We start from the raw sequence: 12,931 nt of genomic DNA on the forward strand, positions 1-12,931 counted from the left end.
AACTGAGCCTAATTCCGCAACGGAATGGGCTCTTTTCTCGTATATATAGAAGCAAAGTTTACTGAAATATTGTTATGTTCAATGCTGTGACCAAGACGCAACTCATAAGGCCGCTTCGAATGCGTAAATAACGCCACAAGTGTCATGATTTGGTGCCTTGGACGGTTGCGGCTCTTTGTTGAAACTGTTACAATTTATTGCAAAACGAGTGAATGGAAATAGACTTCTAAATGCCCTCTGATGGGTGATTAGAATAAATGATCTGTTTTGCGTGAAAGGGGTTAACCATGTTAGGACTTGTGAAAAAATTATTTGGTGACGCTAATGAACGCGAAGTGAAGCGGTTAATGAAAACTGTTGAGCTGATTAACAGCATGGAGCCGGAATTACAGAAGTTGTCGGACGAGCAATTGCGCGCGAAGACAGAAGAATTCCGTGCGCGCATAGAGAAAGGCGACACGTTGGAGCAGTTGCTGCCTGAAGCATTTGCGACGGTGCGTGAAGCATCCAAACGCGTACTCGGCAAGCGTCATTACGATGTTCAGCTATTGGGCGGTGTGGCGCTGCACGAAGGTAAGATTGCGGAGATGAAAACAGGTGAAGGTAAGACGCTCGTCGGTACGCTTCCTGTTTATTTGAATGCACTCTCAAGCAAAGGTGTTCACGTAGTTACCGTCAATGATTACTTGGCATCGCGTGATAGCAACGAGATGGGACAGATTTATAACTTCTTGGGTATGACAGTAGGTTTGAACCTTTCTGGCATGAGCCACGAGATGAAGCAAGATGCATATGCTTGCGATATTACGTACGGTACGAACAACGAGTACGGTTTCGACTACTTGCGTGACAACATGGTGTTGTACCAAGAGCAAATGGTACAGCGTCCGTTGAACTTCGCTATTATTGACGAAGTTGACTCCATCCTCGTCGATGAAGCACGTACGCCGCTTATTATTTCGGGACAAGCAGCGAAGTCTACGGACTTGTATTTTGCTGCGGATCGCTTTGTTAGCCGCTTGAAGATTGAGGATGACTTCACGATTGACGTGAAGACTCGCCAAGTTGCGCTTACAGAGGCTGGTGTGGCGAAAGCGGAGAAAGCATTCGGTATCGAGAATATGTACGATATCAAAAATGTAACGCTTAATCACCACGTGCAGCAAGCATTGCGCGCGCATTCGATTATGCGCCGTGACGTTGACTATGTCATTAGCGAAGGCGAAATCGTCATCGTCGATGAGTTTACGGGCCGTATGATGGCTGGTCGTCGTTATAGCGACGGTTTGCATCAAGCGATCGAGGCAAAGGAATCGCTCGAAGTTCAGAACGAGAGCATGACACTTGCAACGATTACGTTCCAGAACTACTTCCGTATGTACCGCAAGCTGTCAGGTATGACAGGTACAGCGAAGACAGAGGAAGAAGAATTTAAGAGCATTTACGGTTTGGAAGTTCTCCAAATACCGACGAATAAACCGAACCAACGTCAAGACTTGCCGGATGTTGTGTATAAGTCTGAAATGGCTAAATACCGTGCTGCGGTTGATGAAATCGTGGAGCGTTATAAGAAGAAGCAGCCTATTCTCGTAGGTACAGTTTCCATTGAGAATTCAGAGTTATTGTCGGATATGCTTCACAAAAAAGGTGTTCAGCACAAAGTCTTGAACGCGAAGTTCCACGCAGAGGAAGCTGAAATTATTTCCCGTGCAGGACAAGCTGGTTCCGTTACAATTGCAACGAACATGGCTGGTCGTGGTACGGACATTTTGTTGGGCGAAGACGTTCCAGCAGTGGGCGGTCTTCATATTATCGGTACAGAGCGCCACGAGAGCCGTCGTATCGATAACCAGTTGCGTGGTCGTGCAGGTCGTCAAGGTGACCCGGGTTCATCCCAGTTCTACTTGTCGCTTGAAGATGAGTTGATGCGTCGTTTCGGTGCGGACAACGTACTTGGCATGATGGAGCGCCTCGGCTTCGAGGAAGACCAGCCAATCGAGTCCAAGCTGATTACACGTGCTGTAGAATCTGCTCAAAAGCGTGTTGAGGGTAACAACTTCGACATGCGTAAAGTCGTTCTTCAGTACGACGATGTTATGAACCAACAGCGTGAAATTATTTACCGTCAGCGCCGTGATGTGCTTGAATCGGAAAATATTCGTCAAATCGTGATGGATATGATTAAGCCTTGTGTCGAGCGTATCGTTGATGCGCATTGTAGCGAAGAAGAGGTTCCAGAGAACTGGGAGCTTGAAGAAGTTATTAGCTACATGCACCGCCATTTGCTTGAAGAGGGCTCTTTAACAAAAGATGACCTGTGGGGCAAAGAGAAGGAAGAGATCGTTGAGTATCTCTTTGGTAAGATCGTTCATATTTATAATGAGCGTGAAGAGCATCTTGGTGAAGAGCTTGTACGCGAATTCGAAAAAGTCGTTGTGCTGCGTGCTGTAGATTCGAAGTGGATGGATCATATTGATGCGATGGATCATTTGCGTCAAGGTATTCACTTGCGTGCTTACGGCGGTACAGATCCGCTGCGCGAGTACCAGTTCGAAGGCTATGAAATGTTTAACGCGATGATTTTTGCTATTCAAGAAGAAGTCGCTAACTACATTATGAAGTCTAGAGTCGAGCAGAACGTTGAGCGTCAATCTGTTGTAGAAGAGAGCCAGATTTCTACAAATGCAGAGCCAGAAGTGAAGCGTCCGGTAACAAAGGACGAGGGAACTGGTCGCAACGAGCCTTGCCCATGCGGCAGCGGTAAGAAGTATAAGCAGTGCCATGGTAAACAAGGGTAAACATGCTATAATTTTGGATAGACCATAATTGCAACGGGCGGCTCTGTGCCGCCCGTTGTTCAGCAAGACGCGAGTGTGGCGTGTACAAAAGTGCAGAGTCGAGACGCATAGAGAATGTGTGCTTTGAGTAGTACTCCACTAAGTGCTCCGCTAAGCTAACTACTCCACAAGTCTATGCCACGCTTGCTTAGCTATATGAGACCGAAAGGACTGATTCGATGATCGACGCAAGCGTACGTCACAATTTGCGAGACATCGCAACGAAACTTACGAACCTTAGGGGGTCTCTTTGACTTCGATGTGAAGCAAGAGATGATTGCGAATTTTGAAGAGAAAATGTCTGCGCCTGATTTCTGGGACGACAACGAGCGCGCCCAAGGTATTATTGCTGAGCTTAACGGCATTAAAGGAATTACAGACCAATATAGCGCGTTGCATCAAGAGTATGAAGATGCGCAAATGATGTTTGAACTGGCGGAAGAGGAAGATGATGAGGATTTAGCATCTGAACTAGGTGAGACAGTTAAGCAACTGTTAAGCAAAGTGGAGAACTTTGAACTTCAGTTGCTGCTTAGCGAAACTTACGATAAGTACAATGCGATCTTAGAGCTTCATCCAGGCGCTGGTGGTACCGAGTCGCAAGACTGGGGACAAATGCTACTACGCATGTATACCCGCTGGGCTGAGAAGCGTGGCTTTAAAGTAGAAGTGCTGGATTATTTGCCTGGTGATGAAGCAGGTATTAAGAGTGTAACGCTTCTGATCAAGGGCTTTAACGCCTACGGCTACTTAAAAGCGGAAAAAGGCGTCCATCGACTTGTCCGCATTTCGCCGTTTGATTCTTCTGGTCGTCGTCATACATCGTTCGTATCGTGCGACGTTGTCCCTGAAATTACGAACGATGTGGATATTAACATTCGTACAGAAGACTTGAAGGTCGACACGTATCGTGCAAGCGGTGCGGGCGGTCAGCACATTAATACGACTGACTCGGCAGTGCGGATTACGCACATCCCGTCGGGCATCGTCGTGACATGCCAAACGGAGCGCTCACAGATCAAGAACCGTGAGCGTGCGATGACGCACCTTCGCTCGAAGCTATATGAGCGCCAAATCGAGGAACAGCAAAAACAGCTTGCGGAAATCCGCGGCGAGCAGATGGATATCGCTTGGGGCAGCCAGATTCGCTCCTACGTGTTCCATCCTTACAGCATGGTTAAGGACCACCGGACGCAGGTGGAAACCGGTAACGTTGGCGCCGTCATGGACGGCGATCTCGATGCGTTTATTGAAGCGTACTTACGCACGCTAATTAAACCGACTTCAGAAACATAATACGTGAATGAAGTTTGCTAACCTGCGCCCGATAACTTATCGGGGCAGGTTTTTTGCTGTGCTTGAACGCTTTAACTTAAAAGAGAGCAAGATCATACTGTACTTAGGATAGGAGAACGTCTATTTAGCGATACTAGCTAGTACCAAGGAGAGATCATATGTCTAGTTCATCATTTACAGCGAGCAAACCGCGTCGTCGTGGTGCACCGCTTCTTGCGCACAATCATCCGTTGCGGAACGTGCTTGAATACGGACTCATTTTGTTAGGCGCTTTTATTATGGCACTAAGCTTTAACTACTTGCTGCTTCCGAACAAAATCGCTTCCGGAGGAATCTCGGGGTTATCTATCATTTTACAGAACCAGTTTGGTTGGAACCCAGCTATTACACAATACGCATTCAACATTCCGCTGTTTATTGTGGGGATTGTACTATTTGGGAGACAATATGGCATCCGTGCGCTAGTAGGCTCCATCGCGCTGCCGACATTCGTATACTTAACTAGTAGTATCCCAGTTGGAACATCCAATCCGCTGCTAGCGTCCATTTTTGGCGGAATTGGAATTGGAATTGGTCTTGGAATCGTGTTCCGTGGGCGTGGTTCTACAGGGGGCAACGCCATTACAGCACAAATTGTTCACACGTTCCTCGGCATTAGTTTGCCGCTATCTGTGGCTGTTTGCGACGGGATAATCATTTTACTTGCTGGTTTCTTGATGTCATTTGAGAGCGCTATGTATGCATTGATTGGATTGTTTGTCATGAGCAAGACATTGGATGCCGTGCAAATTGGACTCGGATATACGAAGGTTGCCTTTATTATTACAGACGATACGGACAAAATGACTGACGCTGTGCTGCATGATCTAAATCGCGGACTTACAAAGTTGCACGGTGAAGGTGGATATACGGGCGAAGGGCGTACGGTTTTGATGATCGTTGTCGGTCAGACCGAAGTGTACAAGTTGAAGGCGCTTGTTCGTTCTGTCGATCCGAGCGCGTTTGTCATAATTAGTAATACAAATGAAGTGCTTGGTGAAGGGTTCAAAATTCATTCATGATTCCATAAATATACATGGTATAAATTAACGACAAAAACATGACATGTCCTGTAAGGGCCGCGGTTGCGGCTCTTTTTTTGTATGCAAAAAATTATTCACTCCTCCTCCATTCATTCATAATGCATAAATACACAAAAAACCGCTTGTTATACAACCCTTATTTACGTCAAATTAACGAAAAAAGGCTTACTGGTAATAAAATTTTAGAAAAATAAGTGTTGTATTTATATAATTTCAAAAGTATAATAATGCGTAAATCGCTAAAAAGAAACAATTTCCATATTTAATTCACTACTGGCGATCTGTTGTGTAAAAGGTAAGTCCGACGACAGATAAACAACGTTACACATAACAGGATGTTCTACACAAAAAAGCAGCACTTAGGAGAAGGAGAGAGTAGAGCGATGTCAAGCAAAGAAAAGTTGCGTATCGCTGTCGTCGGCTCGACGGGCTACGGGGGAGTGGAATTAATTCGGCTGTTGCTGACCCATCCACACACTAGTCTGACGTCCGTTATTTCGGCATCTAGCGCAGGTACGTTGATTACGGAAGGATACCCTCATTTGCATCATATTTTGTGTGACACCTTGGACGGTGTTGATGTAGACGAGATCAAGAGCAAGGCTGATTTGGTGTTTACGGCGACACCTTCTGGTGTAAGTGCAAAGCTGGTTCCACAACTATTGGCGGCAGGACTAAAAGTTATCGACTTGTCAGGTGATTTCAGGCTTAAAGACGCGGCGTCTTACACACAGTGGTATAAGCATGATGAGCCAGATGCCGACACGTTGGCAGAGGCGACTTATGGATTGTGTGAGCTATATGGGGAACAGGTGAAGGGAAAACGATTTATTTCGAATCCGGGTTGTTATCCGACGGCGACACTGCTTGGTCTTACACCTGCGTTAAAGGCAGGCTGGATCGATCCGGCATCAATTATTGTCGATGCCAAATCAGGCGTATCCGGCGCGGGTCGTGGCACAAGCTTAATGGCTCACTATAGTGAAATTAATGAGAATTTGAAAGTTTACAAAGTAAATAAACATCAACATATTCCCGAAATCGAGCAAGTGTTGTCGGATGTACAGGGCAGCCCTGTAACGATTACGTTCACGACGCATTTGACGCCGATGACGCGGGGAATTATGTCGACGATGTATGCACATATAAATGGTCAATTTTCGACAGCGGACTTTATCTCATTGTATTCCGAGTTTTATACAGGCAAACCGTTCGTGCGTATCCGTCCACAAGGGACGTGGCCGGCGACCAAAGAAGTGTTTGGATCTAATTATTGCGATATCGGCTTTGCTGTAGATGAACGGACAAATCGGGTAACGATCATCTCTGTTATCGATAATGTCGTGAAAGGTGCCGCTGGGCAAGCCGTACAGAACTTAAACTTGATGATGGGTTGGGAAGAAACGCTAGGTTTGGCGTTAACGCCTGTTTATCCATAACGAGAACGAATTTGTTATGAATAGGAAAGTCGAGGGATGATTCCATATGAAACAAGTAAATCATACTGTGCAATCTAAAAATTTGACTGAGCCAGCGCCAATTAATCATTCTGCTTCGAGTTCAGGAACATTGCTATATCGCGTTATAGAAGGCTCTGTTACGACGCCACAAGGCTTTCAAGCCGGTGGCTTGCATTGTGGTTTGAAAAAAGCGACACGCAACGACATCGGTGCGATCGTGTGTGACGTGCCCGCAGTTGCGGCGGCTGTATATACGACAAATTCTTTTCAGGCTGCGCCGCTTGACGTAACACGCGCAAGCTTAGCTGAAGAAGGGCTGTTGCGTGCCGTCATTGTGAACAGTGGTAACGCTAATGCCTGTACGGGCAAGCAAGGCGAGGCAGATGCTTATCGCATGCGGAGCGCATTCGCGGAGCAGTTGGGCGTGCCTGCTCATCATGTTGCTGTTGCGTCAACAGGCGTAATCGGGCAGCTATTGAAAATGGACTGCGTCGAGCAAGGGATTGCTGAGCTGCCAGGAAATTTGCAGTCTGGGGCTAATGGGGCGGAGCAGTTTTCGCAAGCGATCTTGACGACAGATCTCGTCAAGAAGGAAGTGTGTACCGTAGTGCGTGTAAACGGGCTGGACGTACACATTGGTGGATCAGCGAAAGGTTCAGGCATGATTCATCCTAATATGGCGACGATGCTGGGCTTTGTAACAACGGACGCTGAGATCGATGGTCGGGCATTGGAGCGGTTGTTGAAGCAAGTTACGGACGCCACTTTTAATATGATCACCGTTGATGGCGATACGAGCACGAACGATATGCTAGTCGCCATGGCGAGCGGGGCTGCTGGCAATGAACAGCTAGATGAGCAGCATCCGGATTGGAACGCATTTGCAGCAGCATTTCAACATGTGTGCGAGCATTTGGCGAAATCCATCGCACGTGATGGTGAAGGCGCGACGAAGTTGATCGAGGTGCGCGTCACAGGTGCAACGTCAGAGGACGATGCCCGAGCAATAGCGAAGACTGTTGTCGGCTCAAGTCTGGTGAAATCGGCTGTGTTCGGTGCTGACGCGAACTGGGGACGTGTTATTGCTGCAGTTGGTTATTCGGGGATCAAAGTGAATCCTGAGACCGTAGATATCGACTTAGGTGCGATTGCAGTGCTGCGTCAATCTACGCCTGTTCTTTTTGATGAAGATGCAGCGCTTGTTTATTTAAAAGGCGATACGGTTGTATTTACGATCGATTTGCATATGGGTGATGGTGAAGCGACAGCGTGGGGTTGCGATCTAACTTATGATTACGTGCGTATTAATGCAGCTTACAGAACGTAACGTGTCGAATGAACGAATTTCGTGGAACGCATAGATAGATTTTATGGAGCAGTTAAGCTGGTAACGTGCCGGCAATTAGCACATTTAAGGGGGGAAGAAGCACGATGGCAAACGGAGCGGCGCGGGTGCAAGAGAAGCCGGAAATGTCTCAAGACATTCAGTTGATCAGGCTAAATGAGACACAGACAACGGTAATCGAGGCGAGCGAAATACAGGCATCGGTTGAACGGTTAGGTGCAAAGCGAGTAATGACAAGGAGTTGCGCAGTGAGTAGTAAGGATACGGATAGGAACAACTGTAATGATGCTGTGATCGGTTCAAGCACTATGGATAGTGCAGGTCGTGTAGACAATACAAATCTGCAGCTTAGACGAGGCAATCAAGACGAAACGGAACCAGTTATGTTCGAAAAGTTAGTACCCTCGCGCCGCTTCGTAATGAAATGTGGCGGCAGTACGCTTGCAGCTTTGCCTGAATCTTTTTACACACAGTTGGGTGAACTGCAAGCGGCTGGAACGATGCCCGTCATCGTGCATGGTGGAGGTCCTGCTATTTCCAACACGTTAAGCAAGCTTGGTATTGAGACGGAGTTTGTAGGCGGGTTGCGTCGGACGAGTGAGGAAGTGCTGGACGTCGTTGAAATGGTGCTGGCAGGCACGATCAACAAACAAATCGTACGGCGCTTAACAGCTGTAGGTGCTTCGGCCATTGGTTTGTCAGGCACAGACGGTAGTCTCATTCAAGCAACACCAGTCGCGAATGCGGCAGCTTTAGGATTTGTAGGTGATGTATCGCGAATAGACGCTAGTCTTATCGAGGGTATCATCGGACTCGGCTATTTGCCGGTCATTGCTCCAGTGGGGATCGATGCTGTAGGGCAGCGTTACAACATAAACGCGGATACGGCAGCGGGTGCTGTAGCGGCTTATCTCGGTGTTGAACAGTTAATTGTGATTACTGATGTGCCAGGCATTATGAAAGTAATCGATGGGGAAAAGGTCGTGTTGCCTGTTGTAACGACGACTGAAATTGAGCTGATGATTGCCCAAGGCGATATTTTCGGAGGCATGATTCCTAAAGTGCGTGCTGCTATGCAGAGCATGGATGGTGGCGTAAAGGAAGTCGTTATTGCGGACGGATCTGAACCAGGTGTATTGCGGCGGATTATGGCTGGCGAGCAGTTGGGGACACGTATTGTGAGTGCTGTCAGTGAGAACACAGTGTTGGTGAACTAATCGAATCGATATGAAAATAAATGAATCTAAGCTAAGCGAGTTAATCGAATCTACGCGAGCTGTGTAAATATGTGCGAACTTTAAATAACGATGGATTGAACTAAGAGGGGTGAAATCGGATGACTCATTCAACAGCAGAAAGTGCACTATTTCAAACGTATTCCCGTTATCCAATAGCGATGGTAAAAGGCCAAGGCAGTCGCTTATGGGATGACCAAGGCAATGAGTATTTGGACTTTATGTGCGGATTGGCCGTGACTAACTTAGGCCACGCTCCAGAACGCGTGAAGCTGCGTGTGCAAGAGCAACTGGACACGTTATGGCATGTGTCCAATCTGTATCATATTCCGCAGCAAGAGCAAGCTGCGCAGTTATTGACTCAACATACGTGTGCAGATGCCGTATTTTTCTGCAACAGTGGCGCGGAAGCGAATGAAGCGGCTATTAAGCTGGCGCGTCGCTATCACGCAAAAGTGGCCAATACGGGACGATACGAAATTGTTACGTTCCATCAATCGTTCCACGGTCGTACGTTGGCAACGTTGACCGCGACGGGGCAAGACAAGGTGAAAGATGGATTTTCACCATTGCCGGAAGGCTTCCGCTACGCAACATTCAACGATATTGATGATCTGCGTGGTGCCATTAATGAACGTACGGCAGCGATCATGTTAGAAATCGTGCAGGCTGAAGGTGGCGTTCATCCGATCGAGCCGGAGTTCGCACAAGCAGTCGCTGCGCTATGTAAGGAGCAAGGTTTGCTGCTTATCATAGATGAAGTGCAGACGGGCATGGGACGCACGGGCAAGTTGTTTGCCCATGAGCACTATGGGCTGACGCCAGATATTTTCACAGTCGCTAAGGGACTTGGAAGTGGCTTCCCAGTAGGCGCCATGCTCGCACAAGGCTACTTAAAAGAAGCTTTTGGCCCTGGTAGCCACGCAACTACATTTGGTGGTACACCACTGGCGATGTCGGCTGTGCTCGGTACGATAGAAACGATGCTGGAGCAAAATGTTGTTGAACGTGCAGCTTCAGCAAGTGCGTACTTGCTCAAGCAGTTGGAGGAGAAATTATCTCATTTTCCGATCGTGCGTGGGATTCGTGGTCTCGGTCTGATTGTCGGTATTGAATGTTCAGAGCCGATCGCGGATCTGATTAGTGCCGCACAGCAAGCGAAGCTGCTGGTCGTTCCGGCTGGCCCTAACGTTATTCGACTATTGCCTAACTTGCTCGTGAGCGAGCAGGAAACGGACGAAGCTGTGGCGATTTTAGTGGAAGTGCTGACGAAACATTGTGCCGCATTATCAAAGACATAACATGATCACACAACATAGAAGGAGGTATTACGGCATATGACTCCAGCCAGTACACCATTAGCAACTCATTTTCGCGGACGTGATTTTGTTGCGTTAGCTGACTATACAGCAGAAGAACTGCAATATTTAATCGATTATGCGATTCACATCAAGCAGAAGCAAAAAGAAGGTGTGCCGTTTCAGCCGTTGAAAGGGAAGGCGCTGGGGATGATTTTTGAAAAATCGTCCACGCGGACACGTGTTTCCTTTGAAGTCGGTATGTTTCAGTTGGGTGGCCATGCGCTGTTTTTAAGCAAAAATGATTTGCAACTCGGTCGCGGCGAAACCGTGTGGGACACGGCGCAAACGATGTCTCGTTATTTGGACGGCATTATGATTCGTACATTTGCACACCGGACAGTCATTGATTTAGCTCGTGGCGCGACGATTCCGGTTATTAACGGGTTGTCTGATCATAATCATCCATGCCAAGCGCTAGCTGATTATCAGACGATTTTCGAACATAAAGGCGCGCTTCAAGGTTTGAAGCTGGCTTACATCGGTGACGGTAACAATGTCGCGCACTCGTTAATGATGGGTGGCAGTAAGCTCGGCGTACATGTTGCAGTAGCAACGCCAGCAGGCTATGAGCCTGACGCTGACATTGTGAAGCAATCCATGGAGCAGGCGTCCAAATCGGGAAGTCAACTGTTGTTAACGCAGGACCCGAAAGAAGCAATCGCCGATGCAGACGTCATCTACACGGACGTATGGGCAAGCATGGGTCAAGAGGAAGAACAGGTGGAGCGTGAGCGAGCATTCTCCGGATTTCAAGTGAACGAAGCGTTAGTCAAATACGCGCAATCCGATTATGTATTTATGCACTGCTTACCAGCGTATCGCGGTAAAGAGGTGAGTGCGGACATTATGGACGGTAAGCATTCTATCGTATTTGATCAAGCAGAGAATCGTCTGCACGCGCAAAAAGCAATCATGGCAGCTGTAATGGGCTAATGGGCCACGACAAATATAGGTTGGATAAGGAGAGAGAAACGGCGATGGCAAAAGATAAAATCGTGCTAGCATACTCGGGTGGGTTAGATACATCTGTTATTTTAAAATGGTTGAAAGAAACGTATAACGCAGAAATCATTGCTTTTACGGCTGACATTGGACAGAAGGAAGAACTCGATGGTCTGGAGGAAAAAGCACTGGCAACAGGTGCTTCCAAAGTATATATCGAGGATTTGCGCGATGAGTTTGCACAAGATTTTATATTCCCGATGTTCCAAGCGGGATCTTTGTACGAAGGACAATATTTGTTGGGCACGAGCATCGCTCGCCCGTTAATTGCGAAGCGTATGGTTGAAATTGCTCGTAAGGAAGGCGCAATTGCAATCGCGCACGGCGCAACGGGAAAAGGCAATGACCAAGTGCGCTTTGAGCTGACAGCAGCTTCGTTAGCACCTGAGATTGAAGTTATTGCACCGTGGCGTTCCGAGGCGTTCCGTGAGCAGTTCCCAGGACGTGCAGAAATGATCGCTTATGCGGAACAACATGGTATTCCTGTGCAGGCTTCAGCTTCTAAGCCGTATTCCACGGATCGCAACTTGCTACATATTAGCTTTGAGAGTGGCGTGCTTGAAGATCCTTGGTTCGACCCAAGTGCGGACGAGAACAAAGACATGTTCGTGTTGAGCGTGGCACCGGAAGATGCGCCAGATGTGGCAGAGTATGTGGAATTGACGTTTGAGCAGGGGAACTGTGTGGCGGTGAATGGTGAGCAACTGTCGCCGCTGCAAGTGATGGAAACGTTGAATGAGATTGGCGGTAAGCACGGCATTGGACGTGTTGATATGGTGGAAAATCGCTTTGTTGGCATGAAGAGCCGTGGTGTGTACGAGACGCCAGGTGGCACGATCTTGTTTACGGCGCATCGCAAAATGGAGTCTTTGACGATGGACCGTGAAGTGATGCATTTGCGTGATTCGCTAATTTCCAAATATAGCTCGCTCGTGTACAACGGCTTCTGGTTTGCACCAGAACGCTTGGCTATTCAAGTGCTCGTTGATGAAAGCCAGAAGCACGTAACGGGTACAGTACGTTTGAAGCTGTACAAGGGCAACGTGATCGGAGCAGGTGTGCAAAGCTCGCTTAGCTTGTACAATCCGGATATTGCAACGATGGAAGCAGATCCTTCTAAAGCGTATGACCAAAATGATGCGACAGGCTTTATCCGCTTAAACGCGCTGCGTTTGAAGGTAGCAGCAAGTGTACACGGTTCGACAGTGCACGGTGCTGTGTTGGAGGAAGCTGGCGTTAATCGCTAATTGAGAACCATTAATTATAATCGTTAATCGTTGTAGTTGAGATATTTGATAAGGGTAGTGAGGCAC

General features: G+C 47.6%; 9 protein-coding genes. All 9 read left to right on the plus strand.

Annotation, left to right across the window (positions count from 1 at the left end):
* Positions 1 to 287: 287 nt before the first annotated feature.
* On the plus strand, positions 288 to 2,798 hold the full coding sequence (secA, locus tag KIK04_RS12370) for a preprotein translocase subunit SecA (RefSeq protein ID WP_232278519.1): 2,511 nt from the start codon (positions 288 to 290) through the stop codon (positions 2,796 to 2,798).
* Between the two features lie 218 nt (positions 2,799 to 3,016).
* Positions 3,017 to 4,133 (plus strand): peptide chain release factor 2 gene (gene prfB / locus KIK04_RS12375; RefSeq protein WP_232278520.1). Its coding sequence is split into 2 segments (ribosomal slippage): positions 3,017 to 3,088 and positions 3,090 to 4,133, totalling 1,116 coding nucleotides; the frame shifts between segments, so codons are not numbered across the junction.
* A gap of 158 nt (positions 4,134 to 4,291) precedes the next feature.
* The gene (locus tag KIK04_RS12380; protein WP_232278521.1) at positions 4,292 to 5,194 is read left to right on the plus strand and encodes a YitT family protein; all 903 of its coding nucleotides are present in this window, start codon (positions 4,292 to 4,294) and stop codon (positions 5,192 to 5,194) included.
* Positions 5,195 to 5,598: 404 nt separating this feature from the next.
* A complete protein-coding gene (gene argC, locus KIK04_RS12385; RefSeq protein ID WP_232278522.1) occupies positions 5,599 to 6,654 on the plus strand; it encodes an N-acetyl-gamma-glutamyl-phosphate reductase in 1,056 nt (351 codons plus the stop codon).
* Positions 6,655 to 6,700: 46 nt separating this feature from the next.
* On the plus strand, positions 6,701 to 8,002 hold the full coding sequence (argJ, locus tag KIK04_RS12390) for a bifunctional ornithine acetyltransferase/N-acetylglutamate synthase (protein WP_232278523.1): 1,302 nt from the start codon (positions 6,701 to 6,703) through the stop codon (positions 8,000 to 8,002).
* 401 nt (positions 8,003 to 8,403) lie between these two features.
* A complete protein-coding gene (argB, locus tag KIK04_RS12395; RefSeq protein ID WP_232278711.1) occupies positions 8,404 to 9,237 on the plus strand; it encodes an acetylglutamate kinase in 834 nt (277 codons plus the stop codon).
* Between the two features lie 119 nt (positions 9,238 to 9,356).
* Positions 9,357 to 10,556, plus strand: a complete 1,200-nt coding sequence (locus KIK04_RS12400) for an acetylornithine transaminase (RefSeq protein WP_232278524.1) — start codon at positions 9,357 to 9,359, stop codon at positions 10,554 to 10,556.
* Positions 10,557 to 10,592: 36 nt separating this feature from the next.
* Positions 10,593 to 11,549, plus strand: a complete 957-nt coding sequence (gene argF / locus KIK04_RS12405; protein ID WP_232278525.1) for an ornithine carbamoyltransferase — start codon at positions 10,593 to 10,595, stop codon at positions 11,547 to 11,549.
* A 44-nt stretch (positions 11,550 to 11,593) separates the two neighbouring features.
* Positions 11,594 to 12,865 carry an argininosuccinate synthase gene (locus KIK04_RS12410; protein WP_232278526.1) on the plus strand — a complete coding sequence of 424 codons (1,272 nt, stop codon included), beginning with the start codon at positions 11,594 to 11,596 and terminating at the stop codon, positions 12,863 to 12,865.
* Positions 12,866 to 12,931: the final 66 nt, after the last annotated feature.

The sequence above is a fragment of the Paenibacillus sp. 481 genome (assembly GCF_021223605.1).
Lineage (GTDB): Bacteria > Bacillota > Bacilli > Paenibacillales > Paenibacillaceae > Paenibacillus_B.